Annotated in this window: 23 protein-coding genes; 17 read left to right on the forward strand and 6 right to left on the reverse strand. The window is 49.1% G+C overall.

Annotation, left to right across the window (positions count from 1 at the left end; translation table 11 throughout):
• The first annotated feature begins 2 nt into the window (after nucleotides 1-2).
• From CWS43_RS25265 to CWS43_RS25275, 3 genes are all read left to right on the forward strand, one after another.
• Nucleotides 3-935 carry a divergent polysaccharide deacetylase family protein gene (locus CWS43_RS25265; protein WP_101079910.1) on the forward strand — a complete coding sequence of 311 codons (933 nt, stop codon included), beginning with the start codon at nucleotides 3-5 and terminating at the stop codon, nucleotides 933-935.
• Nucleotides 936-1,112: 177 nt separating this feature from the next.
• Nucleotides 1,113-2,336 (forward strand): glycosyltransferase, encoded by a 1,224-nt coding sequence (locus CWS43_RS25270; RefSeq protein WP_101079911.1) that lies wholly within the window; start codon nucleotides 1,113-1,115, stop codon nucleotides 2,334-2,336.
• A 2-nt stretch (nucleotides 2,337-2,338) separates the two neighbouring features.
• On the forward strand, nucleotides 2,339-3,268 hold the full coding sequence (locus CWS43_RS25275; RefSeq protein ID WP_101079912.1) for a hypothetical protein: 930 nt from the start codon (nucleotides 2,339-2,341) through the stop codon (nucleotides 3,266-3,268).
• A gap of 66 nt (nucleotides 3,269-3,334) precedes the next feature.
• Here CWS43_RS25275 and tdh read toward each other — a convergent pair whose 3' ends face one another.
• On the reverse strand, nucleotides 3,335-4,357 hold the full coding sequence (tdh, locus tag CWS43_RS25280; protein ID WP_101079913.1) for an L-threonine 3-dehydrogenase: 1,023 nt from the start codon (nucleotides 4,355-4,357) through the stop codon (nucleotides 3,335-3,337).
• Between the two features lie 9 nt (nucleotides 4,358-4,366).
• Complete coding sequence (kbl, locus tag CWS43_RS25285) at nucleotides 4,367-5,563, reverse strand: glycine C-acetyltransferase (protein ID WP_101079914.1); 1,197 nt, start codon at nucleotides 5,561-5,563, stop codon at nucleotides 4,367-4,369.
• A gap of 242 nt (nucleotides 5,564-5,805) precedes the next feature.
• Here kbl and rfaD point away from each other — a divergent pair, with 242 nt between their 5' ends.
• From rfaD to coaD, 12 genes are all read left to right on the forward strand, one after another.
• Nucleotides 5,806-6,738 (forward strand): ADP-glyceromanno-heptose 6-epimerase, encoded by a 933-nt coding sequence (gene rfaD / locus CWS43_RS25290; protein WP_101079915.1) that lies wholly within the window; start codon nucleotides 5,806-5,808, stop codon nucleotides 6,736-6,738.
• Nucleotides 6,739-6,767: 29 nt separating this feature from the next.
• The gene (rfaF, locus tag CWS43_RS25295) at nucleotides 6,768-7,817 is read left to right on the forward strand and encodes an ADP-heptose--LPS heptosyltransferase RfaF (protein ID WP_101079916.1); all 1,050 of its coding nucleotides are present in this window, start codon (nucleotides 6,768-6,770) and stop codon (nucleotides 7,815-7,817) included.
• Nucleotides 7,817-8,800, forward strand: a complete 984-nt coding sequence (gene rfaC, locus CWS43_RS25300) for a lipopolysaccharide heptosyltransferase RfaC (protein WP_101079917.1) — start codon at nucleotides 7,817-7,819, stop codon at nucleotides 8,798-8,800. The genes rfaF and rfaC overlap by 1 nt, the downstream gene beginning before the upstream one ends.
• Nucleotides 8,801-8,802: 2 nt before the next feature.
• Nucleotides 8,803-9,906, forward strand: coding sequence for a glycosyltransferase family 9 protein (locus tag CWS43_RS25305; RefSeq protein ID WP_101079918.1), 1,104 nt, complete (start codon nucleotides 8,803-8,805; stop codon nucleotides 9,904-9,906).
• Entirely contained in the window at nucleotides 9,893-10,897 is a 1,005-nt protein-coding gene (locus tag CWS43_RS25310) for a glycosyltransferase family 8 protein (protein WP_101079919.1), read from the forward strand. Before CWS43_RS25305 ends, CWS43_RS25310 begins: the two co-directional genes overlap by 14 nt.
• Nucleotides 10,894-12,180: an O-antigen ligase gene (locus tag CWS43_RS25315; protein WP_101079920.1), complete on the forward strand. Its 1,287-nt coding sequence runs from the start codon at nucleotides 10,894-10,896 to the stop codon at nucleotides 12,178-12,180. The genes CWS43_RS25310 and CWS43_RS25315 overlap by 4 nt, the downstream gene beginning before the upstream one ends.
• A 65-nt stretch (nucleotides 12,181-12,245) precedes the next feature.
• On the forward strand, nucleotides 12,246-13,253 hold the full coding sequence (locus CWS43_RS25320) for a glycosyltransferase (RefSeq protein WP_101079921.1): 1,008 nt from the start codon (nucleotides 12,246-12,248) through the stop codon (nucleotides 13,251-13,253).
• A 160-nt stretch (nucleotides 13,254-13,413) separates the two neighbouring features.
• Nucleotides 13,414-14,496, forward strand: coding sequence for a putative lipopolysaccharide heptosyltransferase III (rfaQ, locus tag CWS43_RS25325; protein ID WP_101079922.1), 1,083 nt, complete (start codon nucleotides 13,414-13,416; stop codon nucleotides 14,494-14,496).
• Between the two features lie 4 nt (nucleotides 14,497-14,500).
• Nucleotides 14,501-15,634: a glycosyltransferase family 4 protein gene (locus tag CWS43_RS25330; RefSeq protein WP_198555925.1), complete on the forward strand. Its 1,134-nt coding sequence runs from the start codon at nucleotides 14,501-14,503 to the stop codon at nucleotides 15,632-15,634.
• 120 nt (nucleotides 15,635-15,754) lie between these two features.
• Nucleotides 15,755-17,029: a lipid IV(A) 3-deoxy-D-manno-octulosonic acid transferase gene (gene waaA / locus CWS43_RS25335; RefSeq protein ID WP_101079924.1), complete on the forward strand. Its 1,275-nt coding sequence runs from the start codon at nucleotides 15,755-15,757 to the stop codon at nucleotides 17,027-17,029.
• Nucleotides 17,029-17,796 carry a glycosyltransferase family 2 protein gene (locus CWS43_RS25340; protein ID WP_101079925.1) on the forward strand — a complete coding sequence of 256 codons (768 nt, stop codon included), beginning with the start codon at nucleotides 17,029-17,031 and terminating at the stop codon, nucleotides 17,794-17,796. The genes waaA and CWS43_RS25340 overlap by 1 nt, the downstream gene beginning before the upstream one ends.
• 6 nt (nucleotides 17,797-17,802) lie before the next feature.
• A complete protein-coding gene (gene coaD / locus CWS43_RS25345; protein ID WP_101079926.1) occupies nucleotides 17,803-18,285 on the forward strand; it encodes a pantetheine-phosphate adenylyltransferase in 483 nt (160 codons plus the stop codon).
• Nucleotides 18,286-18,292: 7 nt separating this feature from the next.
• On the opposite strand, the gene mutM is transcribed toward coaD, so the two are convergent.
• From mutM to radC, 4 genes are all read right to left on the reverse strand, one after another.
• Entirely contained in the window at nucleotides 18,293-19,102 is an 810-nt protein-coding gene (gene mutM / locus CWS43_RS25350) for a bifunctional DNA-formamidopyrimidine glycosylase/DNA-(apurinic or apyrimidinic site) lyase (protein WP_101079927.1), read from the reverse strand.
• 140 nt (nucleotides 19,103-19,242) lie between these two features.
• Nucleotides 19,243-19,410: a 50S ribosomal protein L33 gene (gene rpmG / locus CWS43_RS25355; protein ID WP_004392084.1), complete on the reverse strand. Its 168-nt coding sequence runs from the start codon at nucleotides 19,408-19,410 to the stop codon at nucleotides 19,243-19,245.
• Nucleotides 19,411-19,421: 11 nt separating this feature from the next.
• Nucleotides 19,422-19,658 (reverse strand): 50S ribosomal protein L28, encoded by a 237-nt coding sequence (rpmB, locus tag CWS43_RS25360; RefSeq protein ID WP_101079928.1) that lies wholly within the window; start codon nucleotides 19,656-19,658, stop codon nucleotides 19,422-19,424.
• 265 nt (nucleotides 19,659-19,923) lie between these two features.
• A complete protein-coding gene (gene radC / locus CWS43_RS25365) occupies nucleotides 19,924-20,604 on the reverse strand; it encodes a DNA repair protein RadC (protein WP_101079929.1) in 681 nt (226 codons plus the stop codon).
• Nucleotides 20,605-20,787: 183 nt separating this feature from the next.
• Here radC and coaBC point away from each other — a divergent pair, with 183 nt between their 5' ends.
• Both coaBC and dut read left to right on the forward strand, forming a co-directional pair.
• Nucleotides 20,788-22,005: a bifunctional phosphopantothenoylcysteine decarboxylase/phosphopantothenate--cysteine ligase CoaBC gene (gene coaBC, locus CWS43_RS25370; protein ID WP_198555928.1), complete on the forward strand. Its 1,218-nt coding sequence runs from the start codon at nucleotides 20,788-20,790 to the stop codon at nucleotides 22,003-22,005.
• Complete coding sequence (gene dut / locus CWS43_RS25375; protein WP_198555926.1) at nucleotides 21,983-22,441, forward strand: dUTP diphosphatase; 459 nt, start codon at nucleotides 21,983-21,985, stop codon at nucleotides 22,439-22,441. Before coaBC ends, dut begins: the two co-directional genes overlap by 23 nt.
• The last annotated feature ends 56 nt before the right edge of the window (nucleotides 22,442-22,497 follow it).

Raw genomic sequence — 22,497 nt, forward strand, 5'->3', positions numbered from 1 at the left:
CATTGCGATATAAAAAGTCCGTTTTAGCTGCCCTTTGTGGTACTGCGTTATTCGTTTGTCAGGTTCAGGCAGCGAAGTTATCCATCCTGATTGATGACTTTGGTTATCGCCAGCATGAGGAAAACCAGGTACTCCAGATGCCAAAAGCGGTATCCGTAGCGATTTTCCCCAATGCGCCAGATTCGCAGATGATGATGAACAAAGCCCATCAGCAGGGACGTGAAATCCTGATCCACCTGCCGATGGCGCCGCTGAGTAAGCAACCGCTGGAAAAAGATACGCTGACGCCGTCCATGAGCGCGGCTGAAGTGAAACGCATTGTCGATCAGGCCATCAGCAATATCCCTTACGCCATCGGCATCAATAACCATATGGGCAGCGCCATGACGTCCAGCCTCACAGGCATGGAAAACGTCATGCAGGCCATGAACGCCCATAATCTGTTCTTCCTCGACAGCATGACCATCGGCAATACGCAGTCGGTTAAAGCCGCTCAGGGCACCCGCGTGAAAGTCATCAAGCGCAATGTCTTTTTAGATGATGTGCAGAATGAAGCCGAAATCCGCCGCCAGTTCGAACGCGCGATTCAGCTGGCGCGCAAAAATGGTTATGCCATTGCCATCGGACACCCGCACCCGACCACGGTAAAAGTGCTGCAACAAATGCTGCCAAATCTGCCTTCGGATATCGTACTGGTCAGGCCAAGCGATCTGCTGAACGAACCGCAGCGCAGCGCGGCCGTGAGTAAACCTGAGAATGTGCAGCTAGCAAAACCGTCGCGTAAAGGGATCCGGATGTGCCAGGTGAAACAACCTGTTCCTCAGATTTATGCTGACAGCATGTTTAAAATTCTCGGAGAGAGCCTGCAAACATTGCCTGCGATCCAATTCATCGAACGCCAGTATTCTGTTTTTATAAATTTTTATAAAAATTAGGAATCCTATACATTGACTCCGGCATATTACATTCATCTGTAAAATACATTTTAAAAATCACATAAGATGTTGATATGTAAATTTATTACCCTTCGCCAAATAAGTAGAGCTTCAAGAGTTTGCCTCCTATAATGGGGTGTGCATATTTTTAAGCGGACTAAGCAAGGGCGCTAACCGATGGGACAAGATCGATCTAAGATTTTGCTGCTGGACAGCGGCAAAGAATGGGGAGGCGGAACTAACAGTATGTTGGAACTGCTGAAAAGAATTGATCGTGAGAAATTCGAAATCAGTTGCTGCTTTTACAACGATTACGCACGGGATAACGGGGAAACGATCAGCCAAATACTCAATGCGCTGAATGTCCCTGTATTTTTTATCCCCCAGGTAAAACAACCTACCTGGGCAAAAATCAGTAAAGAAATATTAAGGACTCTGTTTTTCTTCAGCAACCGTCTGCGCCAGAAAGCCATTTACTCCATCGATAAAATCTGGCGAATCAACCCTAATATTCACAAAATCCACTCCCTGCTTGAACTCGGTCAGTTTGATATTTTATATATGAATAATCAGCCAAGCTCTAACATAGAAGGCTATTATTCTACTGCCGGTTTACCGACAGAAATCGTGCAGCATTGCCGTATAGAACCCGTTTTGAACCGGGATGTGGTGCGCATTGTGAACCGGTTTTGCCACAGTATTATCTCTGTATCGCAGGGCGTTCAGGAACAACTTCTCAAACGCGGCGTTCACAGAAAACTCTGTTTTACCGTATTCAACGGCATTGATATTCACCAACCATTACCTGATGGTACAAAAATCCGCCAGGAACTGGGCGCGACCGACGATACTTTTATCTTTGGTAGCATTGGTTCGCTGATAAACCGCAAAGCACACCACTTCACATTACTGGCGCTCGATAAATTTAACCGCGCATTCCCCGAAGCCAGATGGAAGATGGTTTTTGTCGGCGAAGGCCCGAATTTACGTCGGTTGATTCAACAAGTATCGGCCCTGAATATGACAGATAAAGTCATATTTACTGGCTTTCAAAGCAATGCCCTGGAGTATCTGGCAGCATTCGATGCTTTTATATTAGGTTCTAAAAGTGAAGGATTGCCGCGCGTAGTTTTGGAATCTATGTTACTGAAAACTCCTGCAATAGGATCGAACGTAACGGGAACGGCCGAATTGATTAAAAACGCTGAGACCGGCATGCTATTTGAGTATGGGAACATTGAAATGCTCTTCAATCACATGAAGGCACTCTATCTCAATGCACATCTCAGAAATGAAATTGCAGAGCAGGCAAACCTGGTTGTTCGCGAAAAATTTGCGATTGAGAAATATGTCTCAGGCGTGGAAACTATTTTAAGCAGTGTTAAAAAGAAACAAGGCTAAATATGTTCAAATTTCTAAACCCTAAATATCGCCACATTCTTTCGCGTCATAATCTGCCATATGCAGGTACTGTCATCACTGACATACCAAAGAATAATATTACCTCTGTCGTCATCCCATCTGCCGGTGCTGACTATATTGAAGAGGCCTGTTTATGCGCAGAATTTGCTCATAAATTTGCTACCGAATTACAGGAAATTGTCATTGTTACCGATCAGGATGCCAGCCAGTTCCGGCCGCTGCCCGCTAAAGTCCGGATCGTGACGTTGAACCCGGAGTCAAAATCTGGCGATTATCGCTATAAGCAAATTTATCTCAGCCGCCTGATTAAACTGCTGGCACCTTTGCAGGCAAAAACCGACGGGATTTTGATGATCGATTCAGATCTGAATCTGCTGAAAATGCCGGAAATCCAGCTTCATGAAAACCATATTTATTCCAGCTTTCGCAAGGGCAAGATGATTGCGAAACTCGACGGTTGCGATCCTGAAACCATCCCGGCCTATTATAAAAATAGCGTGCGTCCCTATATCGTCGACCATGTTAACGGCGCATTCTTAGCCGCAACGCGTAAAACCTGGGAACGCTTATCCCCGCTGTGGATTATGTTTTTCAGAGATACCTGGAATATCCTGCCCGATAACCAACCGCCGACAGACCAGCTACCTCTGGCAGCCATGCTCGATACGCTCGATATTAAAAGCGTTAACCTTGGTGACTGGATGAACTGGCCCGTATCGAAAAAAATCGGCGGCACACCCTCAGTGATTCCGAAAGAAGTGATCGGTGCTCACGGAGGGTTCCCGCTGACGGAATGGCAAAAGTATCTGGCATCGCCAGACAGCGAGTTGTTATTCAAAGGCCAGGATTACACCCGCAAAGTACGTTATTTGACGGATGCAGAGAAAAAAACGGCTGACCCCGCAGTGTAAAGCGCCGCTGATTGCCAGTAAAAAGCCCGCCATTCCAGCGGGCTTTCGCATTTTCAGGACGCCAGACTACCAGCTAAGTATCACTTTTCCAGAGAGCCCGGAGCGCATTGCGTCAAACCCTTTCTGGAACTCATCAATCGGAAAATGATGCGTAATTAGCGGTGTCAGATCTAAACCTGACTGTATTAATGCCGCCATTTTGTACCAGGTTTCAAACATTTCCCGGCCATAAATCCCTTTGATGAACAACCCCTTGAAGATGACCTGATTCCAGTCGATAGCCATTTCTGTTGACGGAATACCCAGCATCGCAATACGCCCGCCGTGATTCATAGCATTAAGCATGCTGCGAAACGCCGCCGGAGCGCCGGACATTTCGAGTCCCACGTCAAAACCTTCGGTCATGCCAAGCTCTTCCATGACGTCCTGCAAACTTTGCTGGCTGACATTAACCGCGCGGGTTACGCCCATTTTACGGGCCAGCTCCAGACGGTATTCATTCATATCGGTGATCACCACATGGCGGGCACCCACGTGTCGGCATATTGCAGCGGCCATAATGCCGATCGGTCCTGCACCGCTGATCAGCACATCTTCACCCACCAGATCAAAAGACAGTGCGGTGTGCACGGCGTTGCCAAACGGATCAAAAATAGCGGCCAGATCATCAGAGATATTGCCCGGGATCTTAAAGGCATTGAAAGCGGGCAAAACCAGATATTCTGCAAAGGCACCCGGACGATTGACCCCCACGCCTTGCGCATTTCGGCATAAATGCGTGCGGCCACCACGACAATTCCGGCAATGACCGCACGTAATGTGCCCCTCGCCAGAGACCCTGTCGCCGAGGCTAAAACCTTTAACTTCCTGCCCCATCCCCACGACTTCGCCGACATATTCATGCCCGACCACCATCGGTACCGGAATGGTTTTTTGCGACCACGTATCCCAGTTATAGATATGCACATCCGTCCCGCAGATGGCGGTTTTGCGGATTTTGATCAGCAGATCATTATGTCCCGGCTCCGGTACCGGCGCATCCGTCATCCAGATGCCTTCTTCACGTTTCAGTTTTGCTAAGGCTTTCACAGGTGCTCCTCAGGCAATCACACCAAGTTTTTTGCCAATCTGGATGAAGGCGCTGACCGCCTTTTCGATTTGTTCCGTACTGTGCGCGGCAGACATTTGTGTGCGGATACGCGCCTGCCCTTTCGGCACCACGGGATAGAAGAATCCGGTAACGTAAATGCCTTCCTGCTGAAGCAGCGCGGCAAATTCCTGTGCCAGCCGTGCTTCGCCAAGCATCACGGGAATAATGGCATGATCGGCCCCGGCCAGGATGAAACCGGCGGCGGTCATTTTTTCCCTGAAGAGCGTTGCATTACTCAGCAGCTTTTCACGCAATTCATTACCCGCCTCAAGCATGGACAGAACTTTCAGGGAAGCAGAGACTATCGAAGGAGCTAAAGAGTTTGAAAAAAGATAAGGACGGGAACGCTGGCGTAGCCAGTCGATCACTTCCTGACGCGCCGCGGTATAGCCTCCGGATGCTCCGCCCAGCGCTTTGCCGAGCGTTCCGGTGATGATATCCACACGCCCCATGACGTCGCAATATTCATGCGTTCCACGCCCTTGCGCGCCAACAAAACCGACGGCATGGGAATCATCCACCATGACCAGCGCATCAAAACGCTCCGCCAGATCACAAACGCCTTTCAAATTGGCAATGACACCATCCATCGAAAACACGCCGTCTGTCGCCACGAGAATATGACGCGCGCCGTCCTTTTTCGCCTGCTCCAGGCAAGCCTCAAGTTCGGCCATATTGTTATTGGCATAGCGATAACGTTTAGCCTTGCAAAGACGAACCCCGTCAATAATCGAGGCGTGATTCAGCGCGTCAGAAATAATGGCATCTTCTTCACCTAACAGCGTTTCAAATAAACCGCCGTTTGCATCAAAGCAGGAGGAATACAAAATGGCATCGTCCGTCCCCAAAAAATCCGCCAGACGATGTTCAAGTTCTTTGTGAGTATCTTGCGTACCGCAAATGAAACGTACCGACGCCATGCCAAAACCGTGGCTGTCGAGCCCTTCCTTGGCGGCCTGAATTAATTCCGGATGGTTTGCCAGCCCGAGATAGTTATTCGCACAAAAATTGATGACCGGCTTGCCGCCCGCGACTGACACTTCGGGCTGCTGGGGAGTGGTCAGAATGCGCTCTTCTTTAAACAGTCCTTCAGCCCTCGCCTGGTCAAGCTGATCTTCTAACTGGCGATAAAACGAAACAGACATACAGTATTCTCCTGAAATGACCCATTCACGGAATACATTACTAATCTGCATACAAAATAACGATGAAACCGCTCACAATATCTTTGTTTTGCAGCATAGTTCACGCCTTACGGTCTGAAACACAAGAATGCATGTTATCGGACACCTTCCCAATGTGACCTTCATAATGAAGTGTTATGATATCGCCAACTGTATAGGTTGCGCATGGTGCGCAACTCTTCAAATGATTAAAGGTGAATCCCATGATAATCGTCACTGGCGGCGCTGGTTTTATCGGCAGCAATATTATTAAATCGCTCAATGATATGGGATACCGCGATATTCTGGTGGTCGATAACCTGAAAGACGGAACCAAATTCGTTAATCTGGTTGATCTGGATATCGCGGATTACTGTGACAAAGAAGATTTCATTGCCAGCATCGTTGCCGGCGACGATCTGGGTGATATCGACGCCATCTTCCATGAAGGCGCTTGCTCTTCCACCACCGAGTGGGACGGCAAGTACATGATGGATAACAACTATCAGTACTCGAAAGATATCCTGCACTATTGCCTGGATCGCAGCATTCCTTTCCTTTACGCCTCTTCTGCCGCCACTTACGGCAGCCAGAGCACCAGCTTTGTTGAAGATCGTAAATACGAACAACCGCTGAACGTCTACGGCTACTCTAAGTTCCTGTTTGACCAGTATGTTCGCGAAATTCTGCCACACGCTGATTCGCAAATTTGTGGTTTCCGTTACTTCAACGTATACGGACCGCGTGAAGGCCATAAAGGCAGCATGGCCAGCGTGGCCTTCCACCTGAATAACCAGATCAAAGCCGGTGAAAATCCGAAATTGTTCTCAGGAAGCGAAGGTTTCAAACGCGACTTCATCTATGTGGGTGACGTTGCCGCCGTGAACCTGTGGTTCTGGCAGAACGGCGTTTCCGGTATTTTCAACTGCGGTACCGGACGTTCAGAATCGTTCCAGGCCGTCGCGGATGCCGTGGTCGCGTACCACAAATCTGGCGATATCGAATACATTCCCTTCCCGGAAAAACTGAAAGGGCGTTACCAGTCCTTTACGCAAGCCGATATGACCGCGCTGCGTAATGCCGGCTACGACAAACCGTTCAAAACGGTCGCTGAAGGCGTAACGGAATACATGAGCTGGCTTAACCGCACAGTCTAAGCCCGCTGATTGAGGAATGGATTAACGGTATGAGAATACTGGTAATTGGGCCGTCATGGGTCGGTGACATGATGATGTCACAAAGTCTCTACCGCACTTTGAAGGCTGCGGATCCTGAAGCGCAAATCGACGTGATGGCACCTGCATGGTGCCGTCCTTTGCTCGACCGGATGCCGGAAGTGCGCCAGGCTCTGCCGATGCCATTAGGCCACGGCGCTCTGGAATTAGGCGAGCGCCGCCGTCTTGGCATTTCGCTGCGTGGCGAACAATATCAGCGCGCCTTCGTGCTGCCAAACTCGTTTAAATCAGCTCTGGTGCCTTTCTTTGCCCACATTCCCCAGCGCACCGGCTGGCGTGGCGAAATGCGTTATGGTCTGCTTAATGATCTGCGGGTTCTCGATAAGGCCGCCTTTCCTTTGATGGTTCAGCGCTATGCCGCGCTGGGCTATGATGCGAAGCAAATCCGCACCGCTGCCGACTTACCGCAGCCGATTCTCTGGCCAAAATTACAGGTGTCAGAAGCAGAAGTTGCGGCGGTGAAAACCTCATTTGCCGTCGGTGACAACAGGCCGCTTGTCGGTTTTTGTCCGGGTGCAGAATTTGGCCCGGCAAAACGCTGGCCGCACTATCATTACGCCGCTCTGGCAGAAAAACTGATTGGTGAAGGCCAGCAGGTGGTGCTCTTTGGTTCGGCGAAAGACCATCCGGCGGGCGAACAAATCCGCCAATCTCTGACTGAAAATGCACAGCCTTTCTGCCTGAATCTGGCCGGTAAAACGTCGCTGGATCAGGCCGTTGTTATGATTGCCGCCTGTCAGGCGGTGGTCAGCAATGACTCGGGGCTGATGCATGTCGCTGCCGCACTGGATAAACCACTGGTTGCCCTGTACGGTCCGAGCAGCCCGGATTTCACCCCGCCGCTCAGCCATCAGGCCAAAGTTATCCGCCTCATCACTGGCTACCATAAAGTCCGTAAAGGTGATGCGGAAGAAGGCTATCACCAGAGTCTGATCGATATTCAGCCGGAGCAGGTTTATCAGGAATTAAGTCAGTTACTGAATTCAGGGAAGGAGCAGTAATGCGGGTTCTCATCGTCAAAACATCGTCAATGGGTGACGTTCTGCATACTCTCCCGGCACTGACGGATGCCATGAAGGCTATTCCCGGGATCCGGTTTGACTGGGTCGTGGAGGAAGGTTTCACGCAAATTCCCGGCTGGCATCCGGCGGTAGATCGCGTTATCCCGGTAGCCATCCGGCGCTGGCGCAAAAACTGGTTTGGTTCTGAAACCCGCCAGCAACGCTGTGATTTCAAACGCGAATTGCAATCACGGACTTACGATGCCGTCATCGACGCGCAAGGCCTCATCAAAAGCGCCGCGCTGATTACCCGTGTCGCCAAAGGCGAGAAGCACGGCCAGGACTGCAAAAGCGCACGCGAGCCTTTTGCCAGCTGGTTTTACAATCAGCGTCATGAAGTCGATAAAAAACAGCATGCGGTAGAACGTACCCGCGAGCTTTTTGCAAAAAGTCTGGGTTATGAGAAACCTGCGATTCAGGGCGACTACGCCATCGCCGCACGCTTCCTTTCACACCCACCGGCGGACGCCGGGCAGTATCTGGTCTTCCTTCACGCGACTACCCGGGCAGATAAACACTGGCCGGAAGAGCATTGGCGCGAACTGATCGGCCTGTTCAGTACGCAGAATATCCGTATCAAACTGCCCTGGGGCGCGGAACATGAATACCAGCGTGCACTGAGGCTTGCAGAAGGCTTCCCCTTCGTTGAAGTCTTACCAAAATTAAGCCTGCAAAATGTGGCCGACGTGCTGGCTGGTGCAAAAGCCGTGGTTTCAGTCGATACCGGCCTGAGCCATTTGACTGCCGCGCTGGATCGCCCAAATATCACACTTTACGGCCCGACAGATCCGGGGCTAATTGGGGGATATGGAAAGAATCAGTTTGTCCTGAAAGCAGAAGGCAATTCCCTGGAAAATCTGAAGGCGGAACAGGTCTTTGTTCGTCTTAACGAAATTCTTTCTGCAGAAAAGGAAATGAACTGACCATGAGCTACGTGATTATTTTCATTTTGCTGTGGCCGTTCAAAATGCTGATGAAGCCCTTTCGCCAGCGGAAAGGGCGAAACCTGGTCATACAAACCGCTAAGATTGGTGACTTTGTTAACATTACGCCATTACTAAAGCATTTAAGAAAATCTGATGTCCTGATCAGTAAAACTGTTTTACCCCTGGCTGAGCGGGATTCAACAATAGAGAACATCTATCTGATTGAGGATTTTAAAAAGTCCTTAATCAGCAAAATTCGTCTCGCGTTTAGCCTGCTCAACCGTTATGACAACGTGTATTTGTTGCAACCCAACAGCGTTAATGCCTTTTATGCGGCATTTTGTAATGCGAAGAAAAAAGCGTTTCTGATCGCTTATACCCGTAAGTGGTATCACGGTATTTTCTATCAGACAGCGGATATTGTCCGTCTGCATAAGAAAACGGATTTCACGCTGGAAAGTTATCTGAAGCTGGCGGATCCGGACCTCAGTGCTGAGAGTTATAAAAAACACGCGACTTTACCGTTATGGATACCCGAAGAAGTCTTGCCCGAACTGGCTAAAAATACGTCGGTAAAAATTGGTATCAGCATCTCCGCAGGTAATAAGGCGAAGACTATTCCGACGGAGATATGGATAAAAATCCTCAGCTCTCTTGCTGGATTGCCTTGCAAGTTTTATGTTTTTGGCCCGGATAATGAACAAAAATATCTCGACAAACTGCTGGAAAAACTGAGTCGTCATGAAAACATCATTAGCTTAATTGGGAAGCTAAAATTGCATGAAGTGCCACATGCAATTTCACTGATGGATATGTATATAGCGTCCGATTCCGGTAATATTTATATCGCGGATGCCGTAAATGTTCCGGTGGTCTGCCTTGCAGGCCCCTGCGACCTGGCAGAACAGCACCCAACCTATGCGCCCTTAATTTTAACGCCAGAGGATGAAACGTTTACACCTGAGTCTTATATCTTCGCAGCGCCATATCAGTTCAGGCATAGCGCAGAGGAGCTCTTTTCGCTCAGTGATGCACAGTTGAATCAAATACGTTCATTTGTTATTAACAACACCAGTCAGGAACAGAATCATGTCCAGCCATGAATATCTGAATTACCTCGAGCATAAAGAAGATCTCGTAAACAATTTGGAATTCTCAGCATTACCCGTTGTTCATATCGCGTTTGGAATAAACAATGCATATGCTCGTGGTATGGGGATCACTATTTTTTCTATTCTGGAAAACAACCCGAGCCTGGCTTTTCATGTTCACGTTTTTGGCAGCCCGCTCGATGAAAAATCAAAATTGCTGCTGCTTGAATTGGCAACAAATCACCCATTAGCCATAACTTGTTATGTCTTTCGGGAATCTGCTTTTTCCGATTTACCCCTGATGGGGCGCTATCCGCAGGCAATTTATTACCGTCTTTTCACACCGTATATTCTCTCTGAAGTCACCTCCAAACTGATATACCTTGATGCTGACACACTCTGTTTAGGCAGCTATAAAGAGCTGCATGATACGGATATCAGCCATTATACTTTAGCTGCGGTTAACGATACCCAACGGGCGAGAAACAAACTATGCCCGCAACTGGGTCTCAAAAGTGGTAACTATTTCAATTCAGGTTTTTTATACATCAACATCCCGCGATGGCTCGAGAAAAAAACAACTGAACGGATCATTAAAACACTTTCTCTTAGCGAGCAAGAGCTGAAATTCCCCGATCAGGACGCGCTAAATATTACACTCGAAAATGAAGTGTTATTACTTCCTAAGAAATACAATTTTATATGCGACATAATTTTAAACAAGGTCGGTAAGAGTGTCCCGGTGCCGCCAGATACCATCCTCATCCACTACACGGGCAAATGCAAACCCTGGCATCTTTGGGGACTCGGGGAACTCTCGGCTATTTATGACCGATATTATGAAAAATCTCCCTGGCGCGCAGTGCCACACGACATGCCGGTTTCTTATAAAGAAATGAAGCGTTATGCACAGGCGCTCTGGCATGAACGCCAATACATGCCCAGCTTATGCTGGATGGCTAAGTATATGAATAACAAAATTTTTGGAAAGACACCTTTATGATAAAGAATCTGATATCAGAGATAAAAACGTCGTCTTTTGACGATAAACTGGCGTCAGTATTTTTCTTATTTATAACGATCTCCATCTCTTTCTTCATGTATTCCGGAGAGATCACCCGAAACTTTTTCTATATCACGACTTATATAGCGGTAATCTATGTTTTCTACATTAGCCTGCGGGTAGAAAAGAAAATTCACTTCTACCCTATTGCATGGGTTGTTTTTTCTTTAGGCATAAGTAAATTACTTTGGGTTATTCTTACAACAAACCATCAGTATCCCTTGATTGCTTATCATTACCAAATTAGCGGTAAACGACTCATTTTGGCAGCATTTATCCTGTATGCCATTGAACATAACATGCACAAATGGAAAATCCCCACGCTGACAGTACGCGCGGGCATCTCCATTATGACATTACTGTTTATCACTATATCCGTTATTCGCGTTATTATTTATTTAAAAACGGGCGAGAGAATTAAAATAAACTCCGATGCGCCCACATCAGGGGCTTATACCTTTACTATTTTCTCCCTGTTGGTCATGTACAGCCTTAAATATCATGCATTAAAACATTACCGGCTTATTTGCCTGATTGTTATGACGATGACGTTTGCTGTCCTTGCCGCAACCGAAACTCGATCGGCAATTATGTTATTTACACTGGTTAGTGCCGGGAGTGTAATTTACGATTTTTCAAAAAGCTCCAACACGTCAAAGATAATATACGGCTTTGCCATTGCCAGTTTAATCATTGCTGCTGTGATTTCAGGCCATCCTTATTACAATAAAGTGCTTAGCCGAATCGATAATCTTCACAATGAAGTAACGTCTTATGATGAAGGCAACCGTAATACCTCTGTAGGGGCCCGTTTTTCTATGTGGCGTGCAGGAATAGATGCCTTCAGGCAGCATCCGTTCGGCCAGTCTGCTGACAGTCGCAATGCACTGGCGACGACTTTCATTACTCAGCATGAAGGGGGAAATCCGGAAGCACTGCGTAATCTGCAATTCCATTTGCATAATGACATCATCGATACAATGTCGCTGCAGGGGATTTTGGGGGCTATTATCATGGTGCTGTTCTTTGCCGTATTGTTGATCTATCCCTTCAAACTGGTACCGAAAGGATACGAGTTTCTATTACTCTCTGTTCCGGTTATTTACTTCAGCCAGGGTGATACGCAATTTTATAATCGTGAGACGCCATACTTTATTGTTTTGGTGCTGGGTTATCTGCTGATGTTAAGAATGCGAAGCCATAACCCATTAAAAAAGCAATGATTTTTTCGGGCCGTGGATCTCGCACGGCCCGGTGCATGCCAGCCTTATCAGTGGAAATGTGTGATATGACCCTTACAACGACATCCGAAGACATTAAGCTCAGCGCAATTATCCCTATGTATAATGCAGGGGCGATGTTTCGAAACTTTATGGATTCGCTCGTCGCTCAGACATTAAATAGCCTCGAAATTATTATCGTTAATGATGGCTCAACGGACGGTTCAGATCAGATTGCACAAGAATACGCTGAACGATATCCGCATATCCGGGTCATTACCCAAACTAACGGCGGCGTTTCGCGCGCGCGCAATTCGGGCCTGGATATCGCCAGAGGTCAATATGTTACCTTCCCGGATGCTGATGACATCATCTACCCTGACATGTACAAAACACTGATAGATATGTGCGAGCAGGATGATTTGGATGCCGCACAATGTAATGGCGAACGCTATTTCGTGGGTTCTGAAAAAGTAAAACCAATAATACCCACGGATCGCTTAACCTCTACCGGCCTGCTGGATGGTGCCACCTGGTTGAAAACTGCGCTGGCCACCAACCGTTATTTACATGTGGTCTGGCTGGGCGTTTATCGTCTGGAACTCATTAAGAAGAAAGGGCTTTATTTTGAACCGGGATTGCATCATCAGGATATTCCCTGGACGACAGAGTTCATGTTCAATGCCCGTCGCGTAAAATATACCCAAGAAGTACTTTATCGTTATTACATTCACGGTCAGTCAATCAGCAATCAAAAACGAACCGGAATGAAAAATGCTGAGTATCAAAAACATTATCTGAAAATAGCTAAAATGCTTGATGAGCTGAATGAGCGCTATAAAGATCAGGTAAAGATATATTCCGAATTCCCACGACAAGTCACCCGTGAAGCGCTGACAGTGTGCCATTCGATCCGCCGCGAGCCGGATCCTGCGGCCCAAAAAGCCATGATTGAAGATATTTATACCTCCGGCACGCGCAGAATAATGCTCAAAAACGCCCGTGGACTCAAACAGTGGTGGCAATTATTGCTGTGGCTGAAACGCCTCCATAGCCTGCGGAAAAAACTCGCTTAAGACGTTTCAGAAAGAGATGATTCTTTTATGTTCATCTCTGGATTATAACTACTTCATAAACGAAGTTATTTATCTTTCTATATCAGGAAGATAAATAGCTTCACAGCTTTCGATTCTTCACCTAAAATCGACTCACTATATTCTAATATCAGATAATAGAATGCCTAACTCCGAAGCCAAATACGCAGCCTTGATACCCAAAAGAATTTTGCTGATGAAACTCCGTCACCACGGAGATATGGTGCTGACGACGCCGGTAATAAACAGGCTACATCAGCATTATCCCGATGCTGAAATTGACGTGCTTTTGTACAAAGAAACACTCCCTATTCTCAGCGAACACCCTGCACTGTCCAATATCCATGTCATTGACAGATCATGGAAAAAACAAGGGGTTCGCTATCAATTGCAGCAAGAATACCGGCTATTAAAAGCGGTTCGGGCACGACATTATGATCTGGTGATCAACCTGGCCGACCAATGGCGCAGCGCACTGATTTCCCGGCTCACTGGTGCAAAAGTACGGTTAGGCTTCGACTATAAAAAACGTCAGTCACCGATTTGGCGCGCCGGGCATACACAGCTGGTGTCGACTGAAAACCACAGTGTTTTGCATACTGTCGAACAGAATATGTCGATTCTGTCTCCGTTAGGCATTCCTACGGATAATGCCCAGACATCGATGCATTATTCCCCAAGCGATAAAGTTTTCTGTCAGCAACTGCTGCACGAAAATCAGGTTTCCGGCGAGTATATTGTGATTCAGCCAACGTCCCGCTGGACATTCAAATGTTGGGATGATGAGAAATTTGCCAACGTAATCGATGGTCTCGCCGATACGGGGCTGACTATCGTTATGACGGCAGGCCCCGATAAAAAAGAATTGGATATGGTGCGCAAAATCCAGGATCTGACCCATTATCCTCAGGTCGTCTCTGTTGCCGGCCAGCTATCACTGACACAACTGGCGGCGATGATCGATGGAGCAAAGCTCTTTATCGGCGTGGATTCTGCACCGATGCACATGGCAGCCGCACTCAATACGCCTTGCGTTGCCTTATTTGGCCCCACAAAAATGCAGCACTGGCGCCCCTGGGGCAACAATAACACCACCATTTGGGCGGGTGATTATGCTCCGCTTCCGGCACCTGATTCTATTGATACGAAGACTCAGCAACGTTATCTGCATGCAATCCCTGCCAGCGATGTGATTGATGCCGCCAGGAGTTATCTGCATGAGTAATACTATGGATGTTAAAAGTATTCGCCTAGCCATTGTCCGGCAAAAGTATCGCCCGGACGGCGGTGCAGAACGTTTCATCTCACGCGCACTTGAAGCGCTGGATGACCAGAATATCGACCTCAATATCATTACGCGTCAGTGGGAAGGGAAGCCAAATACGAAATGGAAAATCCACTTTTGCAATCCTGCAAAATATGGACGAGTTTCGAGGGAAAAAGGTTTTGCGACGGCTGCCCGGCAATGTTGGGAACAGGAACACTTCGACATCGTGCAAAGTCATGAGCGTATACCCGGTTGCGACATTTTTCGCGCGGGCGACGGCGCGCATCGGGTCTGGCTGGAACAAAGGGCGCGAGTAATTTCCCCTTTGCAGCGCATGCTCACACAAATCAGTCCCTACCACCGATATGTTCTGCAGGCCGAAGAGGCCATGTTCCATTCGCCAGAATTGAAAAAAATCATCTGCAATTCTGAGATGGTAAAACACGATATCATGCGCTGCTACGGGGTCGATGAGAGTCGTTTCGAAGTAATTTATAACGCCATTGATTCTCAGAAGTTTGTTCCCGCTACAGATGAACAACGCCGCACATCACGTGACACCCTTTCACTGCCACAGCAGGCCAATGTTCTGATTTATGTGGGTTCGGGTTTTGAACGCAAAGGGCTGAAACCTGCCATTGAGGCTATTGCCTCAGGTGACCGTTACCTGATTGTCGTCGGTCAGGATAAAGATCAGAAAAAATACGAATCACTGGCCCGCCAGCTCGGGTGCTTTGAACGAATCCGCTTCGCCGGCGTGCAAAACAATGTACTGCCTTACTATCATGCCGCTGACGGCATGATTCTGCCCACTTTATACGACCCTTTCCCTAACGTTATTCTCGAAGCTATGGCCTGCGGCCTGCCCGTCATCACCAGCCAGACATGTGGTGGCGCTGAATTTATTACAAACGGGCGGGAGGGCTTTGTTTGTGACGCATTAGATGTTGCCAGCCTCAGCGAATACGTAAGCAACATTCCATCACGCCAGGAAAATGACGAGATGGGAAACGCTGCGCGAAACCGAATTTTACCGTACACCCCAAAAAATCTTTCACAACAGCTGGTTGCGCTTTATCACTCGTTACTGGTCTGATGACAAGGGTGCTGACATGATGAGTCGATCGCACTTATCTGATAACATGTGCCCATCTATCCGCCGGGACTATTTTCGCTCTATGAAATTGATTTTCCCTAACGCAACGCCTGATAAAAAATGAATATTTTTTATAATATAATCATATATTTAATTCAGCCATTAATTTGGATCCGCTTGCTGCTGCGCAGCCGCAAGTCCCCGGCATACCGTAAACGCTGGGCTGAACGTTATGGCTTTTGCAAAGGGAAGGTTGTCTCTGGCGGCATCATGCTACATTCAGTCTCCGTGGGCGAAACACTGGCAGCTATCCCTTTAGTCCGGGCCTTGCGCCATCGTTACCCTTCGCTGCCGATTACGGTGACAACAATGACACCGACGGGCTCAGAACGCGTCCAGTCCGCGTTTGGTAAAGGGGTTCACCATGTTTATCTGCCTTATGATCTGGCAGGATCGGTAAATCGTTTCCTTGATGAAGTTAACCCAAAACTGGTGATCATCATGGAAACTGAATTATGGCCGAATCTTATCAGTGCCCTGCACCACCGCCAGATCCCACTGGTTATCGCTAATGCGCGCCTTTCGGCCCGTTCTGCAAAGGGATACCAGAAACTCGGTAAGTTCATTCGTACCATTTTGCAACGTATAACGCTGATCGCGGCACAAAACCAGGAAGATGGTGAGCGTTTCCTTTCTCTGGGGCTGAAACGCAATCAGCTCGCCGTTACCGGTAGCCTGAAGTTCGACATTTCAGTGACACCTGAACTGGCGGCAAAAGCCATCGCGCTGCGCAGCCAGTGGGCATCGCGCCGTCAGGTCTGGATTGCGACCAGTACGCATGAAGGGGAAGAAACCCTGCTGCTGGAAGCACATAAAGAATTGCTGAAAGCTCACCCGACGCTGCTGCTGATCCTTGTGCCGCGCCATCCGGAACGTTTCCCGGTTGCCTGTGAACTGACGCGCAAAGCGGGTCTGACCTTCACGCAGCGAAGTACCGGCGAAGTACCGTCATCGGGAACGCAGGTCGTGATCGGCGATACGATGGGTGAGTTAATGCTGCTGTACGGAATTGCCGATCTGGCGTTTGTTGGCGGCAGTCTGGTCGATCGCGGAGGTCATAATCCTCTGGAAGCCGCAGCACACGCCATTCCTGTCCTGATGGGCCCGCATACGTTTAACTTCAAAGATATCTGCGCCAAACTCGCGCAGGACGATGGATTAATCACCGTGACGGATACGCCATCGCTGGTCAAAGAAATCTCTACTCTGCTGACGGACGAAGACTACCGTCTCTATTACGGACGTCACGCGGTAGAAGTTTTGCATCAAAATCAGGGTGCGCTGCAACGCCTGCTGCATTTACTGGAGCCTTATCTGCCTGTGCGGGGTCATTAATGGCCGATAAAAAACGTTTATCCGTCGTGCTGATTGCACGCAATGAAGCAGATCTGCTGCCCGAATGCCTGGAGTCTGTGGCCTGGGCAGATGAAATCATCCTGCTTGATTCAGGCAGTGAAGATGCCACGCCGGACGTTGCCCGTCAGTTCGGTGCGAAAGTGTTCACCAACGTGCAATGGCCAGGTTTTGGTAAACAGCGCCAGTTAGCGCAAAGCTATGCGACCGGCGATTACATTTTGATGATCGATGCGGACGAACGGGTTTCTCCGGAACTACGACAGTCGGTTGAAAACGTTCTGAATAATCCTCAGGAAAACGCGGTTTACAGCCTCGGCCGCAGTAATTTATTCCTCGGAAAATTTATGCGCCACAGCGGCTGGTATCCCGATCGCGTCAACCGCTTATATCCTTCAGCCTTCCGCTATAACGACGATTTAGTTCATGAATCGCTGAACACGGGCAATGCCGCCGTTATCCCTTTGCAAGGCGATTTGCTGCACCTGACTTGTCGGGATTTATTTGCTTTCCAGCGCAAACAGCTCAGCTATGCCGAAGCATGGGCCAGTCAGCGCAATCAGCAAGGCCGCCGTTGCAGCTTTTTCTCTGTCATTTCACACACGTCAGGCGCATTCATAAAAACCTGGATCCTGCGGGCGGGTTTTCTGGATGGTAAACAGGGTTTGATTCTGGCGGGCGTCAATGCACAGTATACTTTCAATAAATATGCTGCCCTGTGGGCGCTCAGCCATCAACTGCAAAAGTGAGCCAGTATGAGCACTAAGGCAATTTATCCCGGCACTTTCGACCCGCTGACTAACGGACATCTGGATATCGTGACGCGTGCTGCGCTGATGTTCGATCACGTCATTCTGGCGATTGCCGCCAGCCCGAGCAAAAAACCGATGTTTACTCTGGATGAACGTGTAGCGCTGGCCACTCAGGTCACTTCTCATCTGAAGAATGTCGAAGTGATTGGCTTTAGCGACCTGATGGCGAACTTTGCGAAAGCACAGGGCGCGAATGTGCTGGTGCGTGGTTTGCGTGCGGTGTCTGACTTTGAATATGAGATGCAGCTGGCAAACATGAACCGGCATTTGCTGCCGACGCTGGAGAGCGTATTTATGATGCCATCAAAAGAGTGGTCGTTTATTTCATCATCTCTGGTGAAGGAAGTGGCCCGCCACGGTGGCGATATCACGCCGTTCCTGCCTCAAAAAATCACTCAGGCTTTGATGGAGAAGATCAGCGCCTGAGTCTGTTCTACCGCTGGCAGTTAGGGCAAAAAAACGTGGTACGCTGAGCATGTTTCTTACTCTCGACAGGCGTACCGCATACCCTGCAAGGCTCGCCAGCGCGGCCATAAACCTGTAATTCCTGCGCGAAATACCCCGGTTTGCCATCCGACTGAAGGAAATCTTTCAGCGTGGTTCCGCCCTGCTCAATGGAACGCAGTAACACCGCTTTAATGGTTCTGACGAGTAATTCGGCCTCATCGCGTTTAAGAGAATGCGCCAGCCTGTCCGGTGAAATACCCGCGACAAACAGCGATTCGCTGGCGTAGATGTTGCCTACACCGACCACCAGTTTGTTGTCCATCAGCCATGGCTTGATGGGGGATTTTTTTGTGCGCGACTTCTCCAGCAGATAATCGGCGGTAAAATCCGTACTTAAAGGCTCCGGCCCGAGGTGCGCCAAAACATTGCTGGCCGCCAGATCCGTAGACCATAACCAGGCTCCAAAACGGCGCGGGTCGGTATAACGCAACACAAAACCGGTATCCATCACCAGATCGACATGGTCATGTTTACCCGGTTCAGTTTCTTCCGACAAAATCCGCAAACTGCCAGACATGCCCAGATGAATGATGATCCAGCCCGTCTTAAGCTCAACCAGCAGGTACTTTGCACGACGCTGAACGCTCAGCACCGGCTGGTCACTGAGCGACAGAATCTCTGCAGAAACAGGCCAGCGCAGACGCGGATTACGCACGATAGCGTGCATGATCGTGTGGCCTTTCAGATAGGGTTCAATCCCTCTGCGGCTGGTTTCAACCTCAGGTAATTCCGGCATAATTTCTCCCTTTGCAGAATGATTCTCAGAGTGTGTCGCAGACATCGGCATCAGGCAAACAAAAGTCGCGCTGAGCGGAAATGGCCAAATTCAGGCAATAAAAAACCCGGCCGGAGCCGGGTTTTATTAATCCACTAAAATTATTTAATTTTAGCTTCTTTATAGATCACGTGTTGACGGACAACTGGATCGAATTTCTTCAGTTCCAATTTTTCCGGCTTAGTACGCTTGTTCTTCGTGGTGGTATAGAAGTGACCAGTACCAGCAGAAGAAACCAGCTTGATCTTCTCGCGAACACCTTTAGCCATGATGCAGTTCCTTAATACTTCTCACCGCGGGCACGCAGATCGGCCAAGACCGTCTCAATACCCTTCTTATCAATAACACGCATACCTTTAGCAGATACACGCAGAGTTACAAAGCGCTTCTCAGCCTCAACCCAAAAACGGTGGGAGTGCAGGTTCGGCAGAAAACGGCGTTTGGTCGCGTTCAGTGCGTGGGAACGGTTGTTACCGCTCACCGGGCGCTTGCCAGTAACTTGGCAGACTCGGGACATGTCTATTCTCCAAAAATCAAATCAGCTCGAGCTTCGTATAGGGTATGGCCGCCTCGTCAGGCTTTTAGAGCCCATCTCAGCAAACTCCACTGAGAACCGACTCACTGTCGTCGGGTAAAAACCAATTCATCAGGTTAGAAACCTGCTGAGATAGGCTCTTAACGCCAAACCCAAGATTCTCAAAGGTGGCGTAGTATACGCTCTGTAGCGTAAGTGCTCAAGTCCCGAACAGCTAAAGATCCCTAAGGATCTTCAAAAAACGACGCTAAATCCAACCACGTTCAGCAAAAGAGACTGTTTCTCCGTGGCCTACAACCAGATGGTCAAGGACGCGGATTTCCAGCAGTTGGCACGCTCGAATAATCTGTTCAGTCACTTTCCGGTCCATCAGGCTAGGCTCAGCCCGACCGGATGGGTGATTATGCGCCAGTATTAGGGCTGCCGCATTAACCTTCATCGCACCGCGAACAATTTCACGGGGATACACTTCTACGTGCCCAATAGTACCAGCAAACATCTCCTCATGGCGAATAACGCGATGCTGGTTGTCGAGAAAAAGTACCAGAAAGACCTCTCTTTCCCGAAAAACCAGCAAATTCTGCAGATATTCCCGGATGACCTCCGGACTGAGCATCGCATTTTCAGCATTCAGGTGACGTAAATATGACCGCCGTGACAGTTCCGAAACCGCGACTAGCTGTGCAAATTTCGCGACACCCATCCCTTTAATGCCCACCATTGATTCAAAATCAGCCATCAGCAACTGATGCAGTGAACCGAATTTTTCCAGAAGATTCTTCGCCAGTGCCATGACGTGCATCCCCTGACAACCGGTGCGCAGGTAGATCGCCAGCAGTTCCTGGTCGGTCAGCCTTTTTGCACCCTGCTGCAATAATTTTTCCCGTGGCGGCAACTCGCCCGGCCAGCTTTCCTGTGCTTTCGTCATCCTGACTCCTTTTAGGCGCCGATTGTGGCACAGAGCCTTGTCTGCAAGTGTTTCCGGTTTGAAAGCCTGCGAGGCATTACGCAGAATTTTTATTCATCCGCTTAAGAGCATCGCCAATAGCTGTCATCATTGTGCGTTATGCTAAAATGTCGCTTCTTTCGGCTTACAACCAATCGGACAATGATGATGACGGGACTTTCCGGCAAACATATTGTGCTCGGTATCAGCGGTGGTATCGCTGCCTATAAAGCACCAGAACTGGTACGTCGCTTACGTGAAAGAGGCGCAGAAGTACGCGTGGTCATGACGCAAGCGGCGAAATCCTTTGTGACTCCCCTGAGCCTGCAGGCCGTTTCTGGCTACCCGGTTTCTGATGACCTGCTTGATCCGGCTGCCGAAGCGGCAATGGGGCATATTGAGCTGGGCAAATGGGCTGACTTAGTTCTGATTGCTCCCGCCACGGCTGATTTACTGGCACGAATGAATGCAGGTATGGCGAATGACCTGCTGACGACTGTCTGCCTGGCAACCGCCGCGCCCGTTGCCGTTTTGCCGGCTATGAACCAGCAAATGTATCGCGCTGCCGTCACTCAGGAGAATCTGGAAAAACTGGCCGCACGCGGCACGTTAATTTGGGGGCCCGACAGCGGAAGCCAGGCCTGTGGCGATATCGGCCCTGGCCGGATGCTCGATCCGCTGGTGATAGTCGATTTAGCCAATACCCATTTTTCTGCACGTAAAGATCTGGCGCATCTGAATATCATGGTTACCGCAGGCCCGACGCGCGAAGCGCTCGACCCGGTACGTTTTATCAGCAACCACAGTTCAGGAAAGATGGGATTCGCCATCGCCAAAGCGGCTGCTGACCGTGGCGCACAGGTCACGCTGATTGCGGGTCCTGTATCACAACCGACACCGCCGAATGTCCGCCGCATTGACGTCGAAAGTGCGCTGGATATGCAAAAAGCCGTGCAGCTTTCCGCTGCTTCACAGCAGATTTTCATCTCCTGCGCAGCCGTCGCGGATTATCGTGCAGAATTGGTTGCTGAGGAAAAAATTAAAAAACAAGGTGATGAAATCACTGTAAAAATGGTTAAAAACCCCGATATTGTAGCAGGCGTTGCGGCAATGACGGAAAACCGGCCCTATGTCGTGGGGTTTGCCGCAGAAACCCAGAATGTGGAAGAATACGCGCGGCAAAAAAGGATCCGCAAGAATCTGGATCTGATTTGCGCCAACGACGTTTCACTTGCCGGGCATGGTTTTAATACTGATACCAATGCCTTGCATCTTTTTTGGCAGGACGGGGATAAAACCTTACCGCTCAGCGATAAGTCCCTGCTTGGTCAACGTTTATTAGAAGAGATTGTCAGCCGTTATGATGAAAAAAATCGACATTAAAATTCTCGACCCGCGCATCGGTTCGACTTTCCCTTTACCAGCCTACGCGACGCCGGGCTCCGCAGGTCTGGATTTGCGCGCCTGTCTGGACGCGTCGGTAGAACTGAAACCGGGCGAAACGACGTTGCTGCCAACCGGTCTGGCTATCCATATCGGTGATGCAAATCTGGCGGCGATTATCCTGCCACGTTCAGGTTTGGGCCATAAACACGGCGTCGTTCTGGGCAACCTGGTCGGTCTTATCGATTCGGATTATCAGGGCCAGCTGATGGTTTCCGTCTGGAACCGTGGTCAGACAACATTTGTGATCGAGCCGGGCGAGCGTATTGCACAAATGGTCTTTGTGCCGGTGGTTCAGGCAGAATTCAATCTGGTGGAAGATTTTGACGCCAGTGAACGCGGTGAAGGTGGTTTTGGCCATTCAGGCCGTCAATAAGAACCTGTTCAGCACCGCTGATTTTGACGCGATATTGAACAGATCCTTATCACTAT

It is taken from the genome of Rahnella sp. AA (genome assembly GCF_002834385.1).
Classification (GTDB): Bacteria; Pseudomonadota; Gammaproteobacteria; order Enterobacterales; family Enterobacteriaceae; genus Rahnella.

Excerpts from the sequence above, each read along its gene's own strand:
- CWS43_RS25270 (WP_101079911.1), top strand. The coding sequence starts at position 1,113 with ATGGGACAAGATCGATCTAAGATTTTGCTGCTGGACAGCGGCAAAGAA.
- CWS43_RS25275 (WP_101079912.1), top strand. The coding sequence starts at position 2,339 with ATGTTCAAATTTCTAAACCCTAAATATCGCCACATTCTTTCGCGTCAT.
- kbl (WP_101079914.1), bottom strand. The coding sequence starts at position 5,563 with ATGTCTGTTTCGTTTTATCGCCAGTTAGAAGATCAGCTTGACCAGGCG.
- rfaD (WP_101079915.1), top strand. The coding sequence starts at position 5,806 with ATGATAATCGTCACTGGCGGCGCTGGTTTTATCGGCAGCAATATTATT.
- rfaF (WP_101079916.1), top strand. The coding sequence starts at position 6,768 with ATGAGAATACTGGTAATTGGGCCGTCATGGGTCGGTGACATGATGATG.
- rfaC (WP_101079917.1), top strand. The coding sequence starts at position 7,817 with ATGCGGGTTCTCATCGTCAAAACATCGTCAATGGGTGACGTTCTGCAT.
- CWS43_RS25305 (WP_101079918.1), top strand. The coding sequence starts at position 8,803 with ATGAGCTACGTGATTATTTTCATTTTGCTGTGGCCGTTCAAAATGCTG.
- CWS43_RS25310 (WP_101079919.1), top strand. The coding sequence starts at position 9,893 with ATGTCCAGCCATGAATATCTGAATTACCTCGAGCATAAAGAAGATCTC.
- CWS43_RS25315 (WP_101079920.1), top strand. The coding sequence starts at position 10,894 with ATGATAAAGAATCTGATATCAGAGATAAAAACGTCGTCTTTTGACGAT.
- CWS43_RS25320 (WP_101079921.1), top strand. The coding sequence starts at position 12,246 with ATGACCCTTACAACGACATCCGAAGACATTAAGCTCAGCGCAATTATC.
- rfaQ (WP_101079922.1), top strand. The coding sequence starts at position 13,414 with ATGCCTAACTCCGAAGCCAAATACGCAGCCTTGATACCCAAAAGAATT.
- CWS43_RS25330 (WP_198555925.1), top strand. The coding sequence starts at position 14,501 with ATGGATGTTAAAAGTATTCGCCTAGCCATTGTCCGGCAAAAGTATCGC.
- waaA (WP_101079924.1), top strand. The coding sequence starts at position 15,755 with ATGAATATTTTTTATAATATAATCATATATTTAATTCAGCCATTAATT.
- CWS43_RS25340 (WP_101079925.1), top strand. The coding sequence starts at position 17,029 with ATGGCCGATAAAAAACGTTTATCCGTCGTGCTGATTGCACGCAATGAA.
- coaD (WP_101079926.1), top strand. The coding sequence starts at position 17,803 with ATGAGCACTAAGGCAATTTATCCCGGCACTTTCGACCCGCTGACTAAC.
- mutM (WP_101079927.1), bottom strand. The coding sequence starts at position 19,102 with ATGCCGGAATTACCTGAGGTTGAAACCAGCCGCAGAGGGATTGAACCC.
- rpmG (WP_004392084.1), bottom strand. The coding sequence starts at position 19,410 with ATGGCTAAAGGTGTTCGCGAGAAGATCAAGCTGGTTTCTTCTGCTGGT.
- rpmB (WP_101079928.1), bottom strand. The coding sequence starts at position 19,658 with ATGTCCCGAGTCTGCCAAGTTACTGGCAAGCGCCCGGTGAGCGGTAAC.
- radC (WP_101079929.1), bottom strand. The coding sequence starts at position 20,604 with ATGACGAAAGCACAGGAAAGCTGGCCGGGCGAGTTGCCGCCACGGGAA.
- coaBC (WP_198555928.1), top strand. The coding sequence starts at position 20,788 with ATGATGACGGGACTTTCCGGCAAACATATTGTGCTCGGTATCAGCGGT.
- dut (WP_198555926.1), top strand. The coding sequence starts at position 21,983 with ATGATGAAAAAAATCGACATTAAAATTCTCGACCCGCGCATCGGTTCG.